Raw genomic sequence first — 23,629 nt, 5'->3', positions numbered from 1 at the left:
TGGCGAGTGTTTCGTGCGTCGCACTACGGTGGTGTCCATAGGGGGTGATCGGTCCACACGCTAGGTTCTTTGGCGTGGGGTCGGACGCGGCACTGGGAGATGAAATGAGCGCATCAGCTGTGAGCGAGGAGAGCACCGTGGTCGCGGGGGTGGATCTGGGCGATCCCGAGCTCGCGGCGACCGTGCGCAAGGGCCTGATCGAGGTCGAAGATCTGCTGATCACCGAGCTGTCCGACGGCGAGGAGTTCCTGCAGGAGGCGGCGCTGCACCTGGCCAAGGCCGGCGGCAAGCGGTTTCGTCCCCTGTTCACCATCCTGACCGGTCAGCTGGGCCCCGACCCGACCAGCCCCGACCTGGTCACCGCCGGCACCGTGGTGGAGCTCGTGCACCTCGCCACCCTGTACCACGACGACGTCATGGACGAGGCCTCGATGCGCCGCGGCGCGCCCAGCGTGAACTCGCGCTGGGGCAACAGCGTCGCCATCCTGGCCGGCGACTACCTGTTCGCCCACGCCTCGCGACTGGTCTCCACCCTCGGCCCGGACGCGGTCCGCATCATCGCCGAGACCTTCGCCGAGCTGGTCACCGGCCAGATGCGCGAGACCATCGGCGCCCGGCAGTCCCAGGACCCGGTCGAGCACTACCTGCGCGTGGTGTGGGAGAAGACCGGTTCGCTGATCGCCGCCGCCGGCCGCTTCGGCGGCACCTTCTCCGGTGCGGATCGCGACCATGTGGAGCGGCTGGCCCGCCTCGGAGACGCCGTGGGCACCGCCTTCCAGATCGCCGACGACATCATCGACATCTCCTCGGTGTCCGAGCAGTCCGGCAAGACCCCCGGCACCGACCTGCGCGAGGGCGTCCACACCCTGCCGGTCCTCTACGCCCTGCGTGACGAGGGCGCCGAGGGCGACCGACTGCGCAAGCTGCTGGCCCGCCCGCTGGAGACCGACGCCGAGGTCGACGAGGCCCTGTACCTGCTGTCCCGCTCCCGGGGCCTGGTGCTGGCCAAGGAGAAGCTGCACGGCTACGCCGACATCGCCCACGCCGAACTCTCCGCCCTGCCCGCCGGCCCGGCCAACGAGGCCCTGGAACACCTGGTCCGCTACACCATCGAACGCGTCGGCTGATCCGAAACCGATCAGTCGAACAACTGGGAACTTCAACCCGGCTCGAGTTCGTTGACCTGGTGTAAGGCACCCAACTGCCGGCAAAAGTCGCGGAGAGGCGGGTAAGCATGCATGGGCACGGGTACGCGAACGGGTTGAAGACGTTCGGGCTGCTGGTAGGGATGTCGGCGCTGATCGTGTTCGCGGGAGCGATGTTCCGCAGTCCCACGATCCTGATCCTGTCGATCGTGCTGGCCGTGGGCATGAACGCCTACGCCTACTTCAACAGCGACAAGCTGGCGTTGCGGGCCATGCACGCGCAGCCGGTGACGGAGCTGGAAGCCCCGGCCATGTACCGCATCGTGCGCGAGTTGGCCACGGCCGCACGGCAACCCATGCCGCGCCTCTACATCAGCCCCACCAATGCGCCGAATGCCTTTGCCACCGGCCGCAATCCGCGCAATGCCGCGGTCTGCTGCACCACCGGCATCCTGCAGATCCTCGACGAGCGGGAACTGCGCGCGGTGCTGGGCCACGAACTCTCGCACGTCTACAACCGCGACATCCTGATCTCGTCGGTGGCCGGCGCGCTCGCCTCGGTCATCTCCGGCCTGGCGAACCTGGCCTTCTTCGCCGGCGCCTTCGGCGGCAGCCGGGACGGCGAGGGCCCGAATATCATTGGCATCCTGCTGGTTTCGCTACTGGGCCCGATCGCGGCCTCGCTCATCAAACTGGCCGTCTCCCGCTCCCGGGAGTACCAGGCCGACCAGGACGGCGCCGAACTCACCGGCGACCCCCTGGCCCTCGCATCTGCCCTGCGCAAGCTGGAACGCGGTACCCAGGCCGCCCCGCTGCCCCCCGAGCCGCAGCTGACCGCTCAGTCGCACCTGATGATCGCCAACCCGTTCCGCAACGGCGATCGGATGGCCCGCTGGTTCTCCACCCACCCCCCGATGGCGGACCGTATCGCCCGCCTCGAGGAGATGGCTGGTGGAAACCGCAATTACTAGCGGTAGTTCACGAACTGCAGGGCGATATCGAAGTCGCCGCCCTTCAGCAGCGAGATGACCGCCTGCAGATCGTCGCGGCTCTTGCTGGTGACCCGCAGCTCCTCGCCCTGGATCTGCGCCTTGACGCCCTTGGGGCCCTCGTCACGGATCTTCTTGGCGATCTTCTTCGCATTCTCCGTGGTGATGCCCTGCACCAGGGTTCCTGTGATCTTGTACACCTTGCCGGAGGCCTGCGGATCACCCGCGTCGAACGCCTTGAGCGAGATGTCGCGGCGAATCAGCTTCTCCTTGAACACATCCAGGGCGGCCTTGACGCGATCCTCCGACTCGGCGCTGAGGATGATCTTCTCCTCGCCCGACCATTCGATGCTCGCCCCGGTGCCCCGGAAGTCGTAGCGCTGGCTCAGCTCCTTGGCGGCCTGGTTCAGGGCGTTGTCCACCTCCTGGCGATCGATCTTGCTGACGACATCGAACGACGAATCCGCCACACTCTTCTCCTGTCCGAGACTCGGATATTCGGGATGTTCCACGCCGACGCTAGCCCCTTCGGCACGGCTGTATCCAGCCGGTTTGCATTCCGGGCGTGTGTTCGTTGTATTCTGCTGGAGCGCTGCAAGGCGTACCCCGGCGGATTGCCCGAGCGGCCAAAGGGAGCTGACTGTAAATCAGCCGCGTAATGCTTCGGAGGTTCAAATCCTTCATCCGCCACCAGAGAGCCCCGTGGACCCAGTGTCCACGGGGCTCTTGGTATTTCGGGCCACGCCGGCCGGTTGTCCCGAGCCCTGCTCCGGCCGACGCGGGCACCGACGTCTGGGTTACCCCGCTCGAATAGCCGCGAAACCCGCGTTGACCAGCCGGTTTGGATAGTCGGCGAGGATGTGTGTAATCTCGTTCAAGTCGTCAGCGCCCCGGCCGAGACCGGAGCAAGACAGACACGCCCCCTTAGCTCAGTCGGCAGAGCGTTTCCATGGTAAGGAAAAGGTCAACGGTTCGATTCCGTTAGGGGGCTCGCCGGATTGCCGGTGGTGACCGACTCGGCTTCTCGTTGCAGGACCCGGGACCTTCCCGCCGTCAGTACCGACAACAGATGGCGGTGTAGCTCAGTCGGTAGAGCAAACGACTCATAATCGTTGTGTCGCCGGTTCAAGTCCGGCCATCGCTACATACTGATATCCCAATCAGGCTGACCGGAAAGAAGGCAATCGTGGCCGCGAAGTCCACTGATATCCGGCCAAAGATCACCTTGGCCTGCGAGCAGTGCAAGCACCGCAACTACATCACCAAGAAGAACCGGCGCAATGACCCGGACCGCCTCGAGCTGAAGAAGTTCTGCCCGAACTGCGGTACCCACCGGGCGCACCGCGAGTCTCGCTAACTTAAACCCGCGCGATCTACCGCGTGGATGACAGTGCCGGATCGGCAGGTCACCTAGTCTCTTAGAAAGAGACGGTGGCGCCGGTCCGGCATTTGGCGTATATAGCGGTGGTTCAGCGCTCTCGCCCGATCCCGTACCGGGGATCAGATAGGGACTTCCTGCCGTGACGATCAACATCGACATTGACACCGAGGCCGACATGGTCGATTCCAGCGAGGTCTTCGACCCCGCCGCACACGCCGCCTCCATGGTCGGCCACCACTACCGCGTCGACGACCACTACGAGGTCGGCCGCGAGAAGGTGCGCGAGTACGCCCGCGCGGTGCAGGACTACCACCCGGTCCACTGGGACGAGGACATCGCCCGGAGTTACGGTCACGACGGGCTGGTCGCCCCCCTCACCTTCATCTCCCTGGTCGGAATCCTGGCCCAGCGCAGGCTCTTCGAGCAGATGATCACCGGCTACGACCTGAGCCAGATCATGCAGACCGACCAGATCCTGGAGTTCCACCGGCCCATCCGGGCCGGCGACCAGCTGTCCTGCATCGTCTACCTGCACTCCTTCCGGCAGGCCTTCGGCGGCGACATCATCGTCACCCGCAACGACGTGGTGGACCAGAACGACGAGCTGGTCCTCACCACCTACACCACCCTCATCGGCCGCAGCGGCGGTGACATCGATCCCAATATCGGTGACGCCGTGCGCAACGTGCTCATGCACGGCGTCGGCCCGGAGGAGCGTCCGGAGCACCACTCGGGCAGCGTCGACGTGCCGCCGCCCCCGGCGCCGGTCAAGATCGCGGCCACCGGGACGATCGTCGCGAGCAAGCACGTCCGCCGCTTCGAGGATGTGATCGTCGGCGCCGAACTGCCCCCGCGCGTGGTTCGTCTCACCCGTGGTGATCTGGTGAACTACGCCGGCGTCTCCGGCGACGCCAACCCGATCCACTGGAGCGACGATGTCGTGAAGCTGGTCGGCCTGGAAAACATTGTGGCGCACGGCATGCTGACCATGGGCCTGGGTGGCGGCTTCGTCACCTCCTGGCTCGGCGACCCGGGTGCGGTCAAGGAGTACAACGTCCGCTTCACCAGCCCCGTCTACGTTCCGGTCGACCGTCCCGCGGAGATCGAGTACACCGGCAAGGTCAAGTCCGTGGACCCGGAGACCCGCACCGCCGTCGTCGCCATCGTGGCGAAGTCCGAGGGGCGCAAGATCTTCGGCCGCGCCACCGCAACGGTGCAGCTCTCCTGACCTTCGACCCGAGGTACGCTGCGACACCCCGATTGGCGATCGCCACACGGGGTAACGTACACTCGGGAATCTGGGGTTACCAGCCGATGCGCGCTGCTCCGAGGAGCGGCGCGCGTGTTGTGTGAAAACCCGTGTACAACTGAATAGAACAGTGGCTGGACTCGTTACCCCGTCCAGCCGAAGGGGCGTAGCTCAACTGGCAGAGCAGCGGTCTCCAAAACCGCAGGTTGCAGGTTCAAGTCCTGTCGCCCCTGCCCTGGATGCCGACGTAGAGAGGATCGACGTGAGCGACGAGCGGGACACTCGCCACGAAGATGGCGATGACACCGCCGCGGTGGCTCGGCCGAGCGGCAAGCGGTCCGCCCGGCGCACGCGCGCCGCGTCGTCCAGCGCCGTCGCGACGATCGATCGACCGTCGGACTCGGCCAAGGCAACCACCAAGCAGTCCGGCAAGGACAAGAAGGCCGGGCGAGGCGGAACGGGCAATCCGTTCAAGCGCCTGGTGAAGTTCCTCAAGGAAGTCATCGCGGAACTTCGCAAGGTCATCTGGCCCAACCGCAAGCAGATGGTCACCTATACGAGCGTTGTCCTGGTGTTCGTGATTTTCATCGTCGCGTACATCAGCGGGTTGGATCTGGCGTTCATCAAGGGTGTCAGCTGGCTCTTCGGCTAGGCGGCACGATGACCGCGTCTGACCGTCGCGGCCGGTGACCGGCCCCCGGGCAGAGGCGGGGAGCGGGACCATCCGCCGGGCGTTTTGTCCCGGCGCGCAGAGGATTACGTGACGACTAAGGAAGCGAGTGCCCCAGTGAGCACCCCGGAGAACGGCACAACCGAGGAATTCCCGGTGGATGACGCGGTGATCGACGAGACCACCGCGGACGTCGAAGACGACGCTGAGGGCTTCGCCGACGAGGCCGAGACTTTCGCCGCCGACGCGGAGGCCGGCGAGTTCGCCGCCGACGCCGAGGAGGACGAGCCCGCCCGCCCCGCCGCCGAGCTCTCCGATGAGCCGGCCGACCCGGTCGCCGAGATGACCGCCGCGCTCCGGCGCGCGCCCGGTGACTGGTACGTCGTCCACTCCTACGCCGGCTACGAGAACAAGGTGAAGACCAATCTCGAGACCCGCGTGCAGAACCTCGGTCTCGAGGACTACATCTTCCAGGTCGAGGTGCCGACCGAAGAGGTCACCGAGATCAAGAACGGCCAGAAGAAGAACGTCAACCGCAAGGTGCTGCCGGGCTACATCCTGGTCCGCATGGAGCTGAACGACGAGTCCTGGGGCGCGGTGCGCAACACCCCCGGTGTCACCGGTTTCGTCGGCGCCACCTCGCGGCCCTCGCCGCTCACCATTCCCGAAGTGGTGAAGTTCCTGGTCCCGGCCGCGCAGCAGAAGAAGGCCGCCCCGGCTGCCGCCGCCACCGCTGCCGCCGGCGAGACCCCGATCGTGAAGCCGGTCATCGAGGTCGACTTCGAGGTCGGCGAGTCGGTGACCGTCATGGACGGCCCCTTCGCCACCCTCCCGGCCAGCATCTCCGAGGTCAATGCCGAGCAACAGAAGCTCAAGGTGCTGGTCTCGATCTTCGGCCGCGAGACTCCGGTCGAGCTGGCCTTCACGCAGGTCGCCAAGATTTAAATGCGTCAGGGCGGTGGCCCGGTCCGCTTCGGGCCGGTGTCACCGCCTTTTTCGCGTTCGCATAGACTTGACGGGTTGTGCCTCGGGCGATGCTGTCCGGGGCATGGTCCGGAGAAGGCTTACGGGAATCCGTAAGGAACCTAACCCAAGGAAGAAAGATGCCCCCGAAGAAGAAGAAGGTCGCTGGGCTCATCAAGCTCCAGATCCAGGCCGGTGCCGCCAACCCGGCTCCGCCGGTCGGTCCGGCGCTGGGTCAGCACGGCGTCAACATCATGGAGTTCTGCAAGGCGTACAACGCGGCGACCGAGTCGCAGCGTGGCAACGTCATCCCGGTCGAGATCACGGTCTACGAAGACCGCTCGTTCGACTTCAAGCTGAAGACGCCGCCCGCCGCGCGTCTGCTGCTGAAGGCCGCCGGGATCCAGAAGGGCTCCGCCGAGCCGCACCGCAACAAGGTCGCGCAGATCACCATGGACCAGGTCCGTGAGATCGCCAAGACCAAGCAGGAAGACCTGAACGCCAACGACATCGACGCCGCGGCGAAGATCATCGCTGGTACCGCCCGCTCGATGGGTATCACCATCGCGGAGTAGGGCTTTCGAGCTCTTGTGGAAGGGACCGCCTGTCCCGCACCACTTCTGACTTAGACAAGGACAGAGAATCATGGCAAAACGAAGCAAGGCTTATCTCGAGGCGGCCGCCAAGGTCGACCGCGCCGCGCTCTACGCTCCGCTGGCCGCCGCGCGCCTGGCGAAGGAGACCGCGACCACCAAGACCGACGCGACCGTCGAGGTCGCCGTCCGTCTGGGCGTCGACCCCCGCAAGGCCGACCAGATGGTCCGTGGCACCGTCAACCTGCCGCACGGCACCGGTAAGACCGCCCGCGTCATCGTGTTCGCGGTCGGCGACAAGGCCGCCGAGGCCGAGGCCGCCGGTGCGGACGCCGTGGGCGCCGAGGACCTGATCGAGCGCATCCAGGGCGGCTGGCTGGACTTCGACGCCGCGATCGCCACCCCGGACCAGATGGCCAAGGTCGGTCGTATCGCTCGCGTGCTGGGCCCGCGTGGCCTGATGCCGAACCCGAAGACCGGCACCGTCACCCCCGATGTGACCAAGGCCGTCAACGACATCAAGGGCGGCAAGATCAACTTCCGCGTCGACAAGCAGGCCAACCTGCACTTCGTGATCGGCAAGGCTTCCTTCGACGAGAAGAAGCTGGCCGAGAACTACGGCGCCGCGCTCGACGAGATCCTGCGTGTCAAGCCCTCCACCGCGAAGGGCCGCTACGTCAAGAAGGTGACGTTCTCGACCAACACCGGACCGGGCATCCCGGTGGATCCGAACCGCACCCGTAACTTCGCCGAGGAAGACTGATTCCTCGACGCGGTAACGCGTAGCAACGCATGAAGCCCGAAGGGCCGGTACGAATCTCGTACCGGCCCTTCGCTTTTGCGAAGAAGAACAATAGCGGACGGGTGGGGGTGTCACCCCCGTTTTGGCGTATCGATGCTGGTCCGCTATATTGGACAACGGTCACCGGCCCGTTCGGTGATCACCCCCAAATCGTTCTACCGAAGACCGTTGGTTGCTGCCGTCAGGCGGCTGAAGGTCCGGCGATATTGCCGGCGGCCCACGCAGGGAGAGCCGAGGTCGGGAAACCCGCGAGAAATCGCGACTGTTTCTTGTGCGCCCCGGGACCACCTTGCGTCCGGGGCGTTTGCTTTGTCGCCGGCCCCTGTGGCGGAACTCGGTAGTTCATACGAGATCCGACCATCCAGAGAGGAGGCGAAGTATGGCAAAGGCTGAGAAGGTCACCGCGGTTGCGGAGATCACCGAGCAGTTCAAGTCGTCCACCGCGACTGTCGTCACGGAATACCGTGGCCTGTCCGTCGGCAAGATCACTGAGCTGCGTCGTGCCCTCGGCGCGAACGCTACCTACTCCGTCGCCAAGAACACCCTGGTCAAGCGCGCTGCCGCCGAGGCGGGCGTGGAAGGCCTGGATGACTTGTTCGTCGGTCCGACCGCCATCACCTTCATTACGGGTGAGCCGGTCGACGCCGCGAAGGCGCTGAAGGCGTTCGCCAAGGACAACAAGGCGCTCATCATCAAGGGCGGCTACATGGACGGCGCCGCGCTGTCCGTGTCCGAGGTCGAGCGCATTGCCGACCTGGAGTCGCGCGAGGTGCTGCTGGCCAAGCTGGCCGGCGCGATGAAGGGCAACCTGTCGAAGGCTGCCGGGCTGTTCGCCGCCCCGGCCTCGCAGATCGCCCGCCTGGCCGCGGCCCTGGAGGAGAAGAAGCGCGCCGAGGGTGGCGCCGCCGAAGCTCCGGCCGCAGACGCCGAATAAGTCACTACCCCAAACCTCTTCGTCGCCGTTCGCGCGGTGACGGAACTACCGAAAGGAAATATCAATGGCCAACGTTGATGAGCTGCTCGAGACCTTCGCCGGCATGACCCTGCTGGAGCTGTCCGAGTTCGTGAAGGCGTTCGAGGACAAGTTCGAGGTCACCGCTGCCGCTCCGGTCGCCGTCGCCGTCGCCGGTGGCGCTGCTGCTCCGGCCGAGGCCGCCGAGGAGCAGGACGAGTTCGACGTCATCCTCGAGGGTGCCGGCGACAAGAAGATCCAGGTCATCAAGGTCGTGCGTGAGATCGTCTCCGGCCTGGGCCTGAAGGAAGCCAAGGACCTGGTCGAGGGTGCCCCGAAGCCGATCCTGGAGAAGGTCGCCAAGGACGCCGCCGAGGCCGCCAAGGCGAAGCTGGAAGAGGCCGGCGCCAAGGTTTCCGTCAAGTAAGACGGACCTGTGGCGGGGCACAGCCCCGTGCCGCGTTGATTGTGAAAAGGGTGGTTCCCATTGGGGGACCGCCCTTTTCGCGTATTGTGCCGTCGTGATTGGCGCGTAATCGATAATTCGATACGAATGTTGCTACCGACCAGTCAGGTCCCAGTGTCCGAGACGGTGTATATGCGATACAGTGACCGGACCTACTGTGATGCGCCACACCGCGCGAATTTTGTGGCCCGTAGTCACACGTAGTGCGCTCGTCGGAGAAAGTGGAGGTTGGCGTGGGCGTCGAGGTCAGAACCGAAGGCATCACGAAGTCGTTCGGTTCGCAGCGTATTTGGCAGGACGTCACGCTGACGCTGCCGCCGGGGGAAGTCAGCGCGTTGCTCGGCCCGTCCGGTACCGGTAAGTCGGTCTTCCTGAAGTCGTTGATCGGTCTGCTGCGCCCGGAGAAGGGCTCGATCTACATCGACGGCACCGACATCACCACCTGCTCGAACAAGGATCTCTACGAGATCCGCAAGCTGTTCGGTGTCCTGTTCCAGGACGGCGCGCTGTTCGGGTCGATGAACCTGTTCGACAACACGGCCTTCCCGTTGCGCGAGCACACCAAGAAGAGCGAATCCGAGATCAAGAAGATCGTCATGGAGAAGCTCGAGCTGACCGGTCTGCTCGGCGCCGAGGGCAAGCTGCCCGGTGAGATCTCCGGTGGTATGCGCAAGCGTGCCGGCCTGGCCCGTGCGCTGGTGCTGGACCCGCAGATCATCCTGGTCGACGAGCCGGACTCGGGTCTGGATCCGGTTCGCACCACCTATCTTTCGCAGCTGTTGATCGATATCAACGCGCAGATCGACGCGACGATCCTGATCGTCACGCACAACATCAACCTGGCCCGTAGCGTGCCGGACAACATCGGCATGCTGTTCCGCCGCAACCTGGTCATGTTCGGCCCGCGTGAGGTGCTGCTGACCTCGGAGGAGCCGGTGGTCAAGCAGTTCCTCAACGGCCGCATGCAGGGCCCGATCGGTATGTCCGAGGAGAAGGACGAAGCCCAGATGGCCCGCGAGCAGGCCATGTTCGACTCGGGTCACCACGCGGGTGGCGCGGAGGAGATCGAGGGCATCATCCCGCAGATGCGCGCCACGCCGGGCATGCCGATCCGTGGCGCCGTGCACCGGCGGCGCGAGCGGGTCCGTCAGATCATGCACACGCTGCCCCCGGCCGCTCAGGAAGCCATCCGAGAGTCCATGGCGGGGAACGGCGATGATTCCGATACACAGGTGATGCCCGCCTATCAAGGCGGGTACGACTCCACGGTTCGACAGAACCTGACTAACGGGTAACATACGCGGCGTGAATCCCACCCTGACACGACTGCGCACCCCGGTCGAGTCGGGACTTGCCCAGGCCGGCAACATATTCGCACTCTTCCTGGACGTGTTCCGGAAGACGTTCCGCCGGCCCTTCCAGTGGCGGGAGTTCATCGAACAGTCGTGGTTCATCGCGAGTGTCTCGATCCTCCCCGCCGCCCTGGTGGCAATCCCGTTCGGCGCCGTGGTGGCCCTGCAGACCGGCTCGCTCATCAAGCAGCTGGGGGCGGAGAACTTCACCGGCGCGACCAGTGTGCTGGCCACCGTGCAGCAGGCTGCACCGGTCGTCACCGCTCTGATCATCGCCGGCGCCGCCGGCTCGGCCGTGGCCGCCGATCTCGGCTCGCGCACCATTCGCGAGGAGATCGACGCCATGGAGGTCCTCGGCATCGATCCCATCCAGCGCCTCGTGGTTCCGCGTGTGCTGGGCATGATGCTGGTGGCCTTCCTGCTCAACGGCCTGGTCTCGGTCGTCGGCATCTGCGGCGGCTACTTCTTCAACGTCGGGCTGCAGGGCGGCACCCCGGGCGCGTACCTCGCGTCCTTCTCCGCCCTCGCACAGATCCCCGACCTGGTCATCGGCGAGATCAAGGCCCTGATCTTCGGCGTCGTGGCGGGCGTGATCGCCGCCTACAAGGGCCTGCATCCGAAGGGGGGACCGAAAGGAGTGGGTGACGCGGTGAACCAATCCGTGGTGATCACGTTTCTCGTTCTGTTCTTCCTGAATCTGATCCTCACCCTGATCTACCTTCAGGTCGTCCCCGCAAAGGGCGCGTGATCCATGGTTGTTTCGCAGCGCACCACCGTCTTCTCCCGGTCGGCGCGCCGGGTCAGACCCGTGCTCATGGCGCCGGTCGACCTGGTCGACAAGGCCGGCGATCAGATGTCGTTCTACTCCCGGGCGATCGGCGCGATCCCGAAGACGATCGTGCACTTCCGCAAGGAGGTCATGCGGCTGCTGGCCGAGGTGACCTTCGGATCGGGCGCCCTCGCGGTCATCGGCGGCACCATCGGCGTCATCGTGTTCATGTCGGCCTCGGTCGGTGTGGTCGTCGGCCTGCAGGGCTTCAAGGCCCTCGACGCCCTGGGCTCCGGTGTCCTCACCGGCTTCCTGACCGGGTACATCAATACCCGCGAGCTCGCGCCACTGGTTGCGGCACTGGCACTGTCGGCGACGGTCGGCTGTGGTTTCACCGCGCAGCTGGGCGCCATGCGGATCTCCGAGGAGATCGACGCGCTCGAGGTGATGGCGGTGCCGTCGGTGCCCTTCCTGGTGACCACGCGCGCCATCGCCGGCTTCCTCGCCGTGATTCCGCTGTACGTGGTCGGCCTGCTGGGCACCTACCTGGCCTCGCGGATGATCAGCATCTACTTCAACGGGCAGTCCAGTGGTTCCTATGACCACTACTTCAGTCTGTTCCTGCCACCGGAGGACGTGCTCTATTCCTTCGTGAAGGTGCTCATCTTCGCGTTCGTGATCATCCTGGTGCACTGCTACTACGGCTACAACGCCAGCGGCGGTCCCGCGGGCGTGGGTGTGGCCGTGGGCCGCGCGGTGCGCGCCGCCATCGTGCTGATCAACGTGCTCGACTTCTTCCTGTCCCTGGCGATCTGGGGCACGACCACGACGGTGCGGGTGGCCGGATGAGCGACCCGCAGCGCGTGCAGTTCTGGCGTTCCACCGAGAAACTGCGCAGCCGTACCCTCGGCGTGCTGTTCTTCGTGCTGGTGGCGCTGTTCCTGTGGACCACCATCGCCATCTACAACAAGCAGTTCGTGGACACCGTCCGGGTCAACCTGATCACCGACACCGTCGGAAACGCGCTGACCCGCAACGCGGATGTGAAGGTCCGCGGCGTCACCGTCGGCGAGCTGCGGTCGAGCTCCTACGACGGCAAGAACGTCACGCTGGATCTGGCCATCGATCCGGGCAAGGCCGACAGGATTCCGTCCAATGTGACCGCCCGCCTGCTGCCCAAGACGCTGTTCGGTGAGCGCTACATCGATCTGGTGTGGCCGGAGAGCCCGCAGGGCCATCTCACCGCGGGCGTGACCCTGCACCAGGACACCAGCGGCAACGCCGTCGAGGTGAGCCAGCTGCTGGACCACATCCTGCCGCTGCTGCAGGCGATTCCGCCGCAGTACCTGTCCTCCACGCTGGGCGCGCTGTCCAATGCGCTGCAGGGGCAGGGCGAGGAGCTGGGCAGGACCATCGACCGGCTCGACGACATCGTCACCCAGGTCAACGGTGAAATGCCGACGCTGCAACAGGATCTGAAGAGCCTGGCCGACGTGGCGACCACCTACGCCGATGCCGCGCCCGAGCTGGTGTCCGCGCTGGACAACCTGCGCACCACCAATGCCACCATCGTGCAGAAGCGTTCGCAGGTCGACACCCTGCTGGCGACGCTGACCCCGAGCGCCTCGACCACCGCCGACTTCCTGGTGGCCAACCGCGACAACATCATCGACGTGGCGGCGGACTCGCGGCCCGCGCTGGAGGCGCTGGCCAAGTACTCGCCCAGCTACAGCTGCGCGCTGGCCGGTTTCGCGGAGCTGAAGCCGCGCATCGACCAGATCTTCGGCAAGGGCACCAACCTGCCGGGCTCGCGCGTGACCATCCAGATCGTGAATCCGCGCGGCCGCTACGTGCCCAACCAGGACGAGCCGCGCTGGTTCGATCCGCGTGGGCCGCTGTGTGTTCCGATGTACCCGCCGTTCACCGACCCGGGCCAGTACACCGACGGTTCCGCCAATGACGGTTCCTACCAGCCGCCGAGCCGTAATCCGGGTGACCAGAACATCGGCCGCATGCCGGAGCCGCAGTACAAGGTGTACGGCCCGCAGGCGCCGACCACCGCCTACTCGCCGCAGGAGGCACAGGCCCTGGGCGCGATCTACGGTGCGGCACACGGAGTTTCGCCCGAACAGGTGCCCACCTGGGTGACCAAGATCGCCGCCCCGGCCTTCCGCGGCAGTGAGGTGAGCGTCAAGTGAAGGATCTGCTGCGCGGCCTCGGGCCGACGCTGACCAAATTGATCGCCTTCATTCTCGTCACGGTCTTCCTGACGGGTGTGCTGGCGCTGACCATCGCCAACTACGGTGGCGGCGGTACCAAGTTCAATGCCCGGTTCACCGATGTGACCTCCCTGAACAAGGGCGACGAGGTGCGCGTGGCCGGTGTCCGGGTGGGCAAGGTGACCAATGTGTCCATCGTGGACAAGCGCCTGGCCAATGTGGAATTCGAACTGACCGACCGGGATTGGCTGCCCGCCTCCACCACCGCGACCATCAAGTACCGGAACCTGGTGGGCCAGCGCTACATTGCGCTGGAGCAGGGCACCGGGCAGCAGGGCCGCAAGATGAACAAGGGCTCGACCATCCCGCTGGAGCGCACCAAGCCGGCGGTCAACCTGACCGAGCTGTTCAACGGCTTCCGGCCGCTGTTCCAGACGCTCACCCCCGAGGACGTCAACAAGCTGTCGTCCGAGATCATCCAGGTCTTCCAGGGCGAATCCGGCACCATCGCGGACCTGGTGGCCAACACCGCCTCGCTCACCAACAAGGTGGCCGACAAGGACGCCGTGATCGGTGAGCTGATCAAGAACCTGAATGCCGTGCTGGACAGCATCAATTCGCGCGGCGACCAGCTCGACCAGCTGATCGTCAATACCGAGGCGCTGGTCACCGGGCTGAACGCCGATCGCGGCACCATCGGCTCGGCGGTCACCTCGCTCGGCAACCTGGCCTCGGCCACCGCCGACCTGCTGGTCCCGGTGCGGCCGAACCTGCAGGGCGCCATCGCCGGTCTGAATCAGCTCACCGGCACTCTCAACGACCGCAAGGACGAGGTCGACGAGGGCCTGACCAACCTGCCCATCAAGATGGAGAAGCTCGGTCGCGCGGCGTCCTACGGCTCCTGGTTCCAGTTCTATCTGTGCGGCATCGACATCGTCGCCGGACCGGGTACCAAGGACGCGCCGCAGTTGAACTTCCCGCCCGCACTGCAGAACATGCCGACTGTGAACCAGCCGATCTACACGAATCCGGCCCCGCGCTGCCATGGGAAGGGAGGCCGCTGATGGACGACCGCGCTGTATTGGGCAAGCGCAGTCCGGCGTTCATGGGTGGGCTGGGCCTGATCCTGGTGCTGCTGGTGACCCTGTCCGCGTTCAACCTCGACAAACTGCCGATCATCGGCGCCGGCATCAAGTACACCGCCGAGTTCTCCGAGGCCGCGGGCCTGAAGAAGGGCAACGAGGTGCGCATCGCCGGCGTCAAGGTCGGCGCGGTGTCCGATGTCCGCCTCGACGGCGACAAGGTGCTGGTGGACTTCCGCACCCAGGACGCCTGGATCGGGGACGAGTCCACCGCCTCGATCCAGATCAAGACCCTGCTCGGGCAGAAGTACCTGGCGCTGGATCCCAAGGGCACCAAGGTCCTGAACCCCTCGGACCGGATCCCGCTCTCGCGCACCGTGTCTCCCTACGACGTGGTGGACGCGTTCAGCGACGCCGCCAAGAACATCGAGCAGACCGACACCGCGCAGCTGGCGAAGAGCTTCACCGTGCTGTCGGACGCCTTCTCGGCCACCCCGCCGGAACTGCGCAGCTCCATCGACGGCGTCGCCCGGCTCTCGGAGACGCTGGCCAAGCGTGACGATCAGCTCAAGAAGCTGTTCGCGGCCACCAAGACCACCACCAAGGTGCTGGCCGACCGCAACCAGGAGTTCGAGCGGCTCATCTCCAACGGCGGCGAGCTGCTGGCCGAGCTGAACGTGCGCCAGCAGGCCATCCACCAGCTGCTCACCGGCGCGAAAACCGTTGCGGCGGAACTGACCGCGCTGGTCAAGGACAACGAGGCCCAGATCGGCCCGGCGCTGACCAACCTCAACAAGACCATCGACCTGCTCAACGACCACCAGGCCGACCTGTCCAAGACCCTCACGCTGGCCGCGCCCTTCTACGGGCTCTACTCCAACGTGCTGGGCAACGGCCGCTGGTTCGACGCGGTCATCACGAACCTGATTCCGCCCGCGCTGCCGGACATCCCGGGTGACCGCCAGCCGATCCGAAAGATGGGAGGTTAACTCGTGGCGAGCAACCCGCTGACCGCCCTGCGTGGCACCAGCACCAAGAGCAAGATCATCGCCGGAGTGACCGTCCTGGCGGTGGTGCTCGCGGGCGTCGCGTGGTGGAGCTTCGATCGGCTCAACACCACCACCATCACCGCGTACTTCGACAAGTCCATCGGCATTTACAAGGGTTCCGACGTGCGCGTCCTGGGCGTGCCGGTGGGCCGGGTGGATTCGGTGGACCCGCAGGGCGACGTGGTCAAGGTCGTCATGAAGGTCGACCGCAGCTACGACATCCCCGCCGACGCCAAGGCCGCCCAGATCACCCCCTCGGTGGTGTCGGACCGGTACATCCAGCTCGCGCCCGCCTACAAGGGCGGACCGAAGATGGCCCGCAACGCCACCATTCCGAAGGATCGCACCGCGACCCCGGTCGAGGTGGACCGGCTCTACAACAGCATCACCGAACTGTCGAAGGCACTCGGCCCGGAGGGCGCGAACAAGCCCGACGGCGCCACCGGTGAAGGCGCACTGAACCAGCTGGTGCGCACCGGCGCGGCGAACCTCGCCGGCAACGGCGACGCGCTGGGCAACAGCTTCACCCAGCTGTCCAAGGCCGCGCACGTGCTCTCCGATTCGCGCACCGACATTTTCGACACGGTCAAGAACCTGCAGACCTTCGTGCAGACGCTGGCCGACAACGACGCGCAGGTGCGGACCTTCAACACCCAGCTGGCCTCGCTGGCCGGGTTCCTGTCCGACGAGCGCCAGACCCTCGGCCAGGCGCTGAACCTGTTGTCGGTCGCGCTCGGCGACGTGGCCCGGTTCATCGACAACAACCGGGACCTGGTGCAGTCCAACGCCGATGCGCTGACCAAGCTCACCCAGACCCTCGCCGACCAGCGCGACGATCTGGCCAAGGCGCTGCCGCTCATCCCGACCGCGCTGAGCAACCTGATCAACGTGCACAACGGTGAGACCGGCACTCTCGACATGCGTCCCAACTTCACCGACCTGCAGGATCCGTTCGGCGTCATCTGCAAGATGCTGGACCTGGGCAAGCTGCGTCCCGGCGACCCCAAGTTCGACGCCATCTCGCGTCAGCTGCAGCCGATCCTGAACAACTGCAAGATGATCACCGATCAGCTCACCGCGGGCGTGAAGACACCGTCGCTGGTGTTGCCCTTCGGCATCCTCAGCGGCGAGAACGAGCAGCACAACACGGTCCCCGGCACCGTCCCCGGCACTCCGTCCGACCAGCTGCCGCCGTCGCAGCAGGAAGGTGGGCAGCGATGAGCGCCAACCGGATTCGCGGCGGCCGGGTCCGGCGCACCGCCCTCCTTGCCACCTCGCTGGGCGCGGTGACGCTGATGGCGGCCGGCTGCGGCGCGGACAGCATTCCGCTGCCCGGCGGCCCGAGCATCGGTAAGCACCCGCTGCACCTCGACATCCGCTTCTCCGACGTGCTGGACCTGGTCCCGCAGTCGTCGGTGAAGGTGGACGGTGTCGCGGTGGGCCGGGTCGACAAGATCCGCATCGCCCCCGACAACGACTGGGAAGCCAGCGTGCAGGTGCTCGTCGACGACAGCGTGAACCTGCCCGCCAATGCCCACGCCGAGGTCAAGCAGACCAACCTGCTGGGTGAGAAGTACATCGAACTGTCCGCTCCCGCAAAGGATGCCGATTCCGCGCGGCTGAAGGACGGCGCCAAGATCCCGGTCGAGAACACCCGCACCGCCACCGAGGTGGAGCAGGTGCTGGGCGCGCTGTCGCTGCTGCTCAATGGCGGCGGGGTGGCGCAGCTGCAGCCGATCGTGGTGGAGCTCAACAAGACTCTGGGCGGCCGCGAAGGCAAGGTCCGGGACCTGCTGAGCCAGGCCAACACCCTGATCAAGGGCCTCGACGACCAGGTCGACAACATCACCCGCGCGCTGGACAGCCTCGACACGCTGACCAGCCGGGTGGGGCAGCAGACCACCCAGATCTCCAAGATCCTCGACGAGCTGCCCGGCGGCATCAAGATCCTCAACGAGCAACGGCCACAGCTGATTCAGCTGCTGGGCCAGCTGGATCGGGTGGGGCAGGCCGGATTCGACGTGCTGAACAAGTCCAAGGACAACCTGATCACCGACCTGTCCTCGCTGCGGCCCACGCTGCAGGCGCTGGGCTCGTCCGCGGGTGACCTGGTGACCGCGTTCCCGCTCATCCCGACCTACCCGTTCCCGGACGAGGCCATCAAGTCCGCGTTCGGCGGCCAGGTCAACACCTGGCTCTCGGTGGACCTGCAGATCGGCACCCTGCTGTCGAATCTCGGTGTGGGCAAACAAGATCCGCAGTACCTGCCGCCCGCGGGCCGCCAGGTCAACGTGGATCCGACCAACCCGTACTACAACGGCAACGGGCCGCGCGGCGGCTGGCCGACCGTCTCGCTGCTGCCGCTGCCGCCCACCGTGGCGCGGCCGATCGGGCAGCCGGGACCGACCGATCCGCTGGGATCGATTCTCGAGCAGCTGGGAGTGGGTGGTCCGCGATGACTCGTCTGGTGCGTAATCAGCTGATCGCCTTCGCGGTCATCGCGGTGCTCGGCGTCGTGTTCGTCGGCGCCAAGTACGTCCGTTTGGACAATATGCTCGGCTTCGGGCTGTACAAGGTGAAGGTGGAGGCCGCTGAAACCGGCAACCTGTCCAAGGGCGCGGAGGTCACCTACCGCGGTGTCCCCGTGGGCCGGGTCGGCGACCTCGACGTCACCCCCGACGGCGTGCTCATCACCCTGGAGATGAACTCCGGCAAGCCCAAGGTCCCCGCCAATGCCAAGGCGGTGGTGGCCGACCGCTCCGCCATCGGTGAGCAGTACGTGGACCTGCAGCCCACCAGCGACGGCGGGCCGTACCTGAAGGACGGCTCGGTCATCGTCGGCGCGCAGCTGCCCGTCCACGTCGAGGAGCTGCTCTCCAGCGTGGACCACTTCGCCGGCACCACCGACCTGAAGGCGCTGTCCACCACCATCACCGAGCTGGGCAAGGCGTTCGACGGCAAGGGCGACGACCTCAAGATCCTGGTCGACTCGCTCAACAAGTTCAGCGCCACCGCCAGCGGTGACAACCTGCAGCAGACCCTGGCCCTGATCCGCTCGGCCCGCACCGTACTGGGCACCCAGGCCGAGCAGTCCCCGGCGATCCTGCAGTTCAGCGACGGCCTCGACAAGCTCACCGCGCAGCTGAAGTCCAACGACCCGGATATCCGCCGCCTCATCGGCACCGGCACCGACGCGGGCTCCGCGATCCAGCACCTGCTGCAGGAGAGCGGCCCGGCCCTGACCAAGGACCTCACCAACCTGCGCACCCTGCTGCTGGCCATCTCGCCGAAGTTCTACGCCCTCGGCCCGGTGCTGCAGATGCTGCCGCTGCTGCCGCTGGGCGGCTCGTCCACCGCACCCGGTGACGGCACCACCCACTTCGGCCTGGTGCTGGAGACCAACAACCCGCCCGCCTGCACGGTGGGATACGAAGGCACACAACGGATTCTGGACCAGATGAAGGCCCAGAACCCCAACTTCGACGACACCCGCGACGACTTCCCGCTCAATACCCAAGCCGGGTGCACGGTGCCGCAGGGCAGCGAGACCGACGTCCGCGGCGCGAGTCGCGCGGAGCTGGCCGACCCCAGCGTCGGGCAGCCTTGGGACGACAAGCCGAAGTACGACCCGGACAAGCTCAACCTGAACCCGGTGGCCACCCAGCTGGCCACGCTCATGGGCGTCACGCCCAAGCACTGACCGAGCTGCCCGGCACGCTCCGGGCAGCGAGATGGCACACAGTCCCGACCAGGGCGCGAAGAGAGGAAAGTATGGTGGCGGCGTGAGTCAGCACAAGGACAGCGAATCGGGGGCGAACCTCGAGAAGCCGGCAACCCCGCCGGTTCCCGAAACAACCCCGGACGCGTCCTTGGCGGACGTCGCGCCGGAGCCGGCGGCATCCGAGACGGAGTCGGCCGAGTCGGCCGCCGTGCCGGAGTCGGCCGAATCCACCGCCGAGCCGGCCACCGTGCCGGACGAGCCCACTGCGCCGGACGAACCTACTGAGCCGGCCGCCGTGCCGGGCGAGCCCGCTGATCAGGTCGCCGAGCTGCCGCCGCCGCCCGGCGCAGCCGGCTCGGACCCGCGGAAGCTCGTGACCGTCGGCGCGGCCGCGCTGCTGGTGGTGTCGGTGATCGCCGCCGCCGTGGTCGGATTCATCTGGTTCGGTGACGCCAAGGACAGCTCCCGGGCCGATGCCCGCGACGCCGTCCTGACCGACGCCCGCCAGGCCGCCGTCAACCTCATGTCCATCAACCCGGACGACATCGACGGGTCGCTGGCGAACATCCGGTCATCCATGACCGGCGAGCTGCTCAAGCAGCAGGAGGACGGGCAGGACCAGCTCAAGCAGACCGTCCAGGACTCCAAGACCCGCATCGGGGCCGCCGTCGAGGGCATCACGGTCACCGCGCTCAACAGCGAGCTCGACCATGCCTCCGCCTTCGCGGTCCTGAAGATCACCCGCAGCTGGCCCGGTGGCCAGCCCGCGTCCTTCCGCCAGCTGTGGACCCTCGACCTGGTCAAGGTCGGCAGCACCTGGAAGGCCGAGAAGGCACAGAACCTCGGCGAGCCGGTGCCCCTGGGCTCGGCCGCGCCGCAGCAGGACGCGCCCCAGCAGCCGACTTCGACCCAGCCCACCCCCAAGCCGGGCAACTAGGAGGGAGTGACCATGGCCAACCGGAAACGACCCGTCAACCGCGTCACCCCGCGCCGCCCGGCCGCCCAGCGCGGCACCGCGTCGCGCACCACCGCCGCCGACGTCCAGGCCGGGAGCACCGAGCGGAAGACCACGAGCGCCCGGTCCACCTCCGAGCGTTCGGATCGGACCGCGTCGCGCACCACCCCGCCGCGCGGTCCGGGTCTGTCCAAAGACAGTGCCCCGCAACAGTATTCCAAGCCGACCGGCCAGGGCGGATTTTGGCGTAACTGGGGTGTCGCCACGGTGTGCGCAGCGCTCTCCGCGCTACTGCTGGCCTTCGCGATCACCGGTGCCGTGCACCACTGGGTGAGCAAGCCCGATTCGGACTCGGGCAATCTGGCCTACGTCGACAACAAGGCCACCGACGAGGTGAAGGCCGCCGGCGACCACGCGCTGACCACGCTCTACGGCTACAAGGCCGCCGAGATCGACAAGTGGAAGGCCTCGGTCAACTCGGTGCTCACCGACAAGATGCAGAAGGACTTCGCCAAGTACGTCGACACCACGGTCGAGACCATCAAGCAGACCCAGACCGACACCGACGTCAAAACCGATCCGATCGGCGTGACCCTTCTCACGGGCGACCGTGCCGAGCTCCTGGTCAATCTGAACATCTCCGCGGTCAAGGACGGCAAGCCCGAACCCCTCGCCTCGGGTCCGATCGTGCTGCGCATGCAGAAGGTCGGCGGTCACTGGCTGGCCGCCGAGATCACCGACAAGTAAGCGCCTCCCCGCCGTCGCATGCCGGTGTCTTTCCGGCATCGCACGACGTCGGAAGGTGATCTTGTAGGGGGACAGGCGATCTCGCGATTTGTCAACTCGGGCCGCCACTTGACGAGTTTCGTCCGACCCGTCACGCTATTCACAACAGCGGCGGCTGTCACAGGGGACAGAACGCCGGCGAGGGCCTTGCGAACGCAGCCAGCGGACTTGCGGCCCGGCCGGAAAACCGTGTGGAGACCGTCACTCGACTGTGGTGATATCGGCGTTCTGATCGCCGGATATCGACATGGACACACCGGGGCGAAGTTGCCGCCCACGGATCGCCACGGGTGGTACTTTGACACCCCCGTAGGTTTGGGTGTAGTTTTGGACGTTGCGCTGGCTGCCTCCTGTCCATACCTTGATCGCATCACGAAAGTTCCACCTTCCGGTGTTACTTCCGCTGTTTGCTGTTCGGGTTTCGTTCGGGTCGTAACCAGCGGAATTCGTAGCAGACAAGCGACGGTCGCGGACCACCACGCGACGCGCGTGAGGTGCTGGAAGGACGCATCTTGGCAGTCTCCACCCAGACCAAGGCCGGTATCCCCGGAGCCCCGAAGCGGGTGTCTTTCGCGAAGATTCGTGAGCCCCTGGAGGTTCCCGGACTTCTCGATCTACAAACCGAATCGTTCGCCTGGCTGGTCGGTTCAGCAGACTGGCGTGAGCGTGCCATCGCGCGCGGCGACGTCACAAATCCCGTCGGGGGCCTCGAGGAGGTGCTCGAGGAGCTGTCTCCGATCGAGGACTTCTCCGGCTCCATGTCGCTGTCCTTCTCCGACCCACGCTTCGAAGAGGTCAAGGCCTCCATCGAGGAGTGCAAGGACAAGGACATGACCTACGCGGCGCCGCTGTTCGTGACCGCGGAGTTCATCAACAACAACACCGGTGAGATCAAGTCTCAGACGGTCTTCATGGGTGACTTCCCGATGATGACCGACAAGGGCACGTTCATCATCAACGGCACCGAGCGCGTCGTCGTGTCGCAGCTGGTCCGTTCCCCGGGTGTGTACTTCGACGAGTCGATCGACAAGTCCACCGAGAAGACGCTGCACTCCGTGCGCGTCATCCCGTCGCGCGGCGCGTGGCTGGAGTTCGATGTGGACAAGCGCGACACCGTCGGCGTCCGCATCGACCGCAAGCGCCGTCAGCCGGTCACCGTGCTGCTCAAGGCGCTGGGTATGACGACCGAGGAGATCACCGAGCGCTTCGGCTTCTCCGAGATCATGATGTCCACCCTCGAGAAGGACTCCACCCCGGGTCAGGACGAGGCGCTGCTCGACATCTACCGCAAGCTGCGTCCGGGCGAGCCGCCGACCAAGGAGTCCGCGCAGACCCTGCTGGAGAACCTGTTCTTCAAGGAGAAGCGCTACGACCTGGCTCGCGTCGGTCGCTACAAGATCAACAAGAAGCTCGGCCTGAACCTGGACAAGCCGGTCACCGGGTCGACGCTGACCAAGGAAGACATCGTCGCGACGATCGAGTACCTGGTCCGCCTGCACCAGGGCGATCGCCTGATGACGGCCCCCGGCGGCTCCGAGGTCCCGGTCGACGTCGACGACATCGACCACTTCGGCAACCGTCGTCTGCGGACGGTTGGCGAGCTGATCCAGAACCAGATCCGCGTCGGTCTGTCCCGCATGGAGCGCGTCGTGCGTGAGCGCATGACCACCCAGGACGTCGAGGCGATCACCCCGCAGACCCTGATCAACATCCGCCCGGTCGTGGCGGCGATCAAGGAGTTCTTCGGCACCTCGCAGCTGTCGCAGTTCATGGACCAGAACAACCCGCTGTCGGGTCTGACCCACAAGCGTCGTCTGTCGGCGCTGGGCCCGGGTGGTCTGTCCCGTGAGCGTGCAGGCCTGGAAGTTCGTGACGTCCACCCGTCGCACTACGGCCGCATGTGCCCGATCGAGACCCCGGAAGGCCCGAACATCGGCCTGATCGGCTCGCTGTCGGTGTACGCGCGGGTCAACCCGTTCGGTTTCATCGAGACCCCGTACCGCAAGGTCGTGAACGGCCGGGTCACCGATGAGGTCAAGTACCTGACCGCCGACGAGGAGGACCGCCACGTTCGTGCGCAGGCCAACTCTCCGGTCGACGCCGACGGCAACTTCCTCGACGACAAGGTGCTCGCGCGCCGCGGCAACGAGGAGATGGAGTACGTCGCGCCGACCGAGGTGACCTTCATGGACGTCTCGCCGCGCCAGATGGTGTCGGTCGCGACCGCCATGATTCCGTTCCTCGAGCACGATGACGCCAACCGTGCCCTCATGGGCGCGAACATGCAGCGTCAGGCCGTGCCGCTGATCCGTTCCGAGTCGCCGCTGGTCGGCACCGGCATGGAGCTGCGCGCCGCCGTCGACGCCGGCGACGTGGTCGTGAACCAGAAGGCCGGTGTGGTGGAGGAGGTTTCGGCCGACTTCATCACCGTCATGCACGACGACGGCACTCGCCGTTCGTACCGGCTGCGTAAGTTCGAGCGTTCG

23 protein-coding genes and 4 tRNA genes are annotated in these 23,629 nt (G+C 66.1%); 26 read left to right on the top strand and 1 reads right to left on the bottom strand.

The annotated features are described in order from the left end of the window. Positions 1 to 104: 104 nt before the first annotated feature. Entirely contained in the window at positions 105 to 1,127 is a 1,023-nt protein-coding gene (locus ACFXN1_RS43815) for a polyprenyl synthetase family protein (RefSeq protein WP_357011283.1), read from the top strand. A 107-nt stretch (positions 1,128 to 1,234) separates the two neighbouring features. After that, the gene (htpX, locus tag ACFXN1_RS43810; RefSeq protein WP_364625579.1) at positions 1,235 to 2,116 is read left to right on the top strand and encodes a zinc metalloprotease HtpX; all 882 of its coding nucleotides are present in this window, start codon (positions 1,235 to 1,237) and stop codon (positions 2,114 to 2,116) included. Here htpX and ACFXN1_RS43805 read toward each other — a convergent pair. Then, positions 2,113 to 2,604, bottom strand: coding sequence for a YajQ family cyclic di-GMP-binding protein (locus ACFXN1_RS43805; RefSeq protein WP_379442438.1), 492 nt, complete (start codon positions 2,602 to 2,604; stop codon positions 2,113 to 2,115). The two genes, htpX and ACFXN1_RS43805, sit on opposite strands and share 4 nt — an antisense overlap. Positions 2,605 to 2,742: 138 nt before the next feature. On the opposite strand from ACFXN1_RS43805, the gene ACFXN1_RS43800 reads away from it, so the two are divergent. From ACFXN1_RS43800 to ACFXN1_RS43685, 24 genes are all read left to right on the top strand, one after another. Continuing rightward, positions 2,743 to 2,827: transfer RNA gene (locus ACFXN1_RS43800), tRNA-Tyr, on the top strand. Between the two features lie 225 nt (positions 2,828 to 3,052). Then, positions 3,053 to 3,125, top strand: a tRNA-Thr gene (locus ACFXN1_RS43795). An 80-nt stretch (positions 3,126 to 3,205) separates the two neighbouring features. After that, positions 3,206 to 3,278, top strand: a tRNA-Met gene (locus ACFXN1_RS43790). Between the two features lie 42 nt (positions 3,279 to 3,320). After that, positions 3,321 to 3,491, top strand: coding sequence for a 50S ribosomal protein L33 (gene rpmG / locus ACFXN1_RS43785; RefSeq protein WP_029925945.1), 171 nt, complete (start codon positions 3,321 to 3,323; stop codon positions 3,489 to 3,491). 199 nt (positions 3,492 to 3,690) lie between these two features. Beyond that, the gene (locus tag ACFXN1_RS43780; RefSeq protein ID WP_379442440.1) at positions 3,691 to 4,743 is read left to right on the top strand and encodes a fused (3R)-hydroxyacyl-ACP dehydratase subunits HadA/HadB; all 1,053 of its coding nucleotides are present in this window, start codon (positions 3,691 to 3,693) and stop codon (positions 4,741 to 4,743) included. Between the two features lie 181 nt (positions 4,744 to 4,924). Beyond that, positions 4,925 to 4,997: transfer RNA gene (locus tag ACFXN1_RS43775), tRNA-Trp, on the top strand. Positions 4,998 to 5,026: 29 nt separating this feature from the next. Further along, the gene (gene secE, locus ACFXN1_RS43770) at positions 5,027 to 5,416 is read left to right on the top strand and encodes a preprotein translocase subunit SecE (RefSeq protein ID WP_379390814.1); all 390 of its coding nucleotides are present in this window, start codon (positions 5,027 to 5,029) and stop codon (positions 5,414 to 5,416) included. 135 nt (positions 5,417 to 5,551) lie between these two features. Continuing rightward, positions 5,552 to 6,379 (top strand): transcription termination/antitermination protein NusG, encoded by an 828-nt coding sequence (nusG, locus tag ACFXN1_RS43765; protein ID WP_379442428.1) that lies wholly within the window; start codon positions 5,552 to 5,554, stop codon positions 6,377 to 6,379. A gap of 158 nt (positions 6,380 to 6,537) precedes the next feature. Further along, entirely contained in the window at positions 6,538 to 6,972 is a 435-nt protein-coding gene (gene rplK / locus ACFXN1_RS43760; RefSeq protein ID WP_354850762.1) for a 50S ribosomal protein L11, read from the top strand. Between the two features lie 70 nt (positions 6,973 to 7,042). Continuing rightward, positions 7,043 to 7,753, top strand: a complete 711-nt coding sequence (rplA, locus tag ACFXN1_RS43755) for a 50S ribosomal protein L1 (RefSeq protein ID WP_040862030.1) — start codon at positions 7,043 to 7,045, stop codon at positions 7,751 to 7,753. A 418-nt stretch (positions 7,754 to 8,171) separates the two neighbouring features. Further along, positions 8,172 to 8,726, top strand: a complete 555-nt coding sequence (rplJ, locus tag ACFXN1_RS43750) for a 50S ribosomal protein L10 (protein WP_354850760.1) — start codon at positions 8,172 to 8,174, stop codon at positions 8,724 to 8,726. 64 nt (positions 8,727 to 8,790) lie between these two features. Further along, complete coding sequence (gene rplL, locus ACFXN1_RS43745) at positions 8,791 to 9,171, top strand: 50S ribosomal protein L7/L12 (RefSeq protein ID WP_040862028.1); 381 nt, start codon at positions 8,791 to 8,793, stop codon at positions 9,169 to 9,171. A gap of 272 nt (positions 9,172 to 9,443) precedes the next feature. After that, positions 9,444 to 10,505, top strand: a complete 1,062-nt coding sequence (locus ACFXN1_RS43740; protein ID WP_379399511.1) for an ABC transporter ATP-binding protein — start codon at positions 9,444 to 9,446, stop codon at positions 10,503 to 10,505. A gap of 10 nt (positions 10,506 to 10,515) precedes the next feature. After that, entirely contained in the window at positions 10,516 to 11,310 is a 795-nt protein-coding gene (locus ACFXN1_RS43735; RefSeq protein WP_354850753.1) for an ABC transporter permease, read from the top strand. A 66-nt stretch (positions 11,311 to 11,376) separates the two neighbouring features. Continuing rightward, a complete protein-coding gene (locus ACFXN1_RS43730; RefSeq protein WP_379390846.1) occupies positions 11,377 to 12,180 on the top strand; it encodes an MlaE family ABC transporter permease in 804 nt (267 codons plus the stop codon). Beyond that, a complete protein-coding gene (locus tag ACFXN1_RS43725; protein ID WP_379399510.1) occupies positions 12,177 to 13,529 on the top strand; it encodes an MCE family protein in 1,353 nt (450 codons plus the stop codon). Before ACFXN1_RS43730 ends, ACFXN1_RS43725 begins: the two co-directional genes overlap by 4 nt. A gap of 8 nt (positions 13,530 to 13,537) precedes the next feature. Further along, on the top strand, positions 13,538 to 14,614 hold the full coding sequence (locus tag ACFXN1_RS43720; RefSeq protein WP_354850823.1) for an MlaD family protein: 1,077 nt from the start codon (positions 13,538 to 13,540) through the stop codon (positions 14,612 to 14,614). Next, on the top strand, positions 14,614 to 15,621 hold the full coding sequence (locus tag ACFXN1_RS43715; protein ID WP_364625557.1) for an MCE family protein: 1,008 nt from the start codon (positions 14,614 to 14,616) through the stop codon (positions 15,619 to 15,621). The genes ACFXN1_RS43720 and ACFXN1_RS43715 overlap by 1 nt, the downstream gene beginning before the upstream one ends. Positions 15,622 to 15,624: 3 nt before the next feature. After that, on the top strand, positions 15,625 to 16,902 hold the full coding sequence (locus ACFXN1_RS43710; protein ID WP_379442430.1) for an MCE family protein: 1,278 nt from the start codon (positions 15,625 to 15,627) through the stop codon (positions 16,900 to 16,902). Continuing rightward, positions 16,899 to 18,140, top strand: coding sequence for an MCE family protein (locus ACFXN1_RS43705; RefSeq protein ID WP_379442431.1), 1,242 nt, complete (start codon positions 16,899 to 16,901; stop codon positions 18,138 to 18,140). Before ACFXN1_RS43710 ends, ACFXN1_RS43705 begins: the two co-directional genes overlap by 4 nt. Then, positions 18,137 to 19,381, top strand: coding sequence for an MCE family protein (locus ACFXN1_RS43700; RefSeq protein WP_379442432.1), 1,245 nt, complete (start codon positions 18,137 to 18,139; stop codon positions 19,379 to 19,381). The genes ACFXN1_RS43705 and ACFXN1_RS43700 overlap by 4 nt, the downstream gene beginning before the upstream one ends. Positions 19,382 to 19,463: 82 nt before the next feature. Further along, on the top strand, positions 19,464 to 20,339 hold the full coding sequence (locus ACFXN1_RS43695; RefSeq protein WP_379442434.1) for a hypothetical protein: 876 nt from the start codon (positions 19,464 to 19,466) through the stop codon (positions 20,337 to 20,339). A gap of 12 nt (positions 20,340 to 20,351) precedes the next feature. Beyond that, positions 20,352 to 21,104, top strand: coding sequence for a hypothetical protein (locus ACFXN1_RS43690; RefSeq protein WP_379399505.1), 753 nt, complete (start codon positions 20,352 to 20,354; stop codon positions 21,102 to 21,104). Between the two features lie 533 nt (positions 21,105 to 21,637). Then, on the top strand, positions 21,638 to 23,629 hold a 1,992-nt coding region (locus ACFXN1_RS43685; RefSeq protein ID WP_379442435.1), incomplete at its 3' end, for a DNA-directed RNA polymerase subunit beta.

Origin of the sequence: Nocardia sp. NPDC059154, from assembly GCF_042755705.1 — a bacterium.
In the GTDB taxonomy this organism is placed as follows: Bacteria; Actinomycetota; Actinomycetes; order Mycobacteriales; family Mycobacteriaceae; genus Nocardia.
The sequence above is the reverse complement of the archived record's forward strand: the minus strand, read 5'-3'. Positions and strand labels throughout refer to the sequence as shown.

Bases quoted from the DNA above. Each gene is read 5' to 3' on its own strand.
- ACFXN1_RS43730 (WP_379390846.1), top strand. From the start codon at position 11,377: ATGGCGCCGGTCGACCTGGTCGACAAGGCCGGCGATCAGATGTCGTTC.
- ACFXN1_RS43780 (WP_379442440.1), top strand. From the start codon at position 3,691: ATGGTCGATTCCAGCGAGGTCTTCGACCCCGCCGCACACGCCGCCTCC.
- rplL (WP_040862028.1), top strand. From the start codon at position 8,791: ATGGCCAACGTTGATGAGCTGCTCGAGACCTTCGCCGGCATGACCCTG.
- ACFXN1_RS43705 (WP_379442431.1), top strand. From the start codon at position 16,899: ATGAGCGCCAACCGGATTCGCGGCGGCCGGGTCCGGCGCACCGCCCTC.
- ACFXN1_RS43725 (WP_379399510.1), top strand. From the start codon at position 12,177: ATGAGCGACCCGCAGCGCGTGCAGTTCTGGCGTTCCACCGAGAAACTG.
- htpX (WP_364625579.1), top strand. From the start codon at position 1,235: ATGCATGGGCACGGGTACGCGAACGGGTTGAAGACGTTCGGGCTGCTG.
- rplJ (WP_354850760.1), top strand. From the start codon at position 8,172: ATGGCAAAGGCTGAGAAGGTCACCGCGGTTGCGGAGATCACCGAGCAG.
- rplA (WP_040862030.1), top strand. From the start codon at position 7,043: ATGGCAAAACGAAGCAAGGCTTATCTCGAGGCGGCCGCCAAGGTCGAC.
- ACFXN1_RS43690 (WP_379399505.1), top strand. From the start codon at position 20,352: ATGGCCAACCGGAAACGACCCGTCAACCGCGTCACCCCGCGCCGCCCG.
- ACFXN1_RS43700 (WP_379442432.1), top strand. From the start codon at position 18,137: ATGACTCGTCTGGTGCGTAATCAGCTGATCGCCTTCGCGGTCATCGCG.
- ACFXN1_RS43715 (WP_364625557.1), top strand. From the start codon at position 14,614: ATGGACGACCGCGCTGTATTGGGCAAGCGCAGTCCGGCGTTCATGGGT.
- rplK (WP_354850762.1), top strand. From the start codon at position 6,538: ATGCCCCCGAAGAAGAAGAAGGTCGCTGGGCTCATCAAGCTCCAGATC.
- ACFXN1_RS43815 (WP_357011283.1), top strand. From the start codon at position 105: ATGAGCGCATCAGCTGTGAGCGAGGAGAGCACCGTGGTCGCGGGGGTG.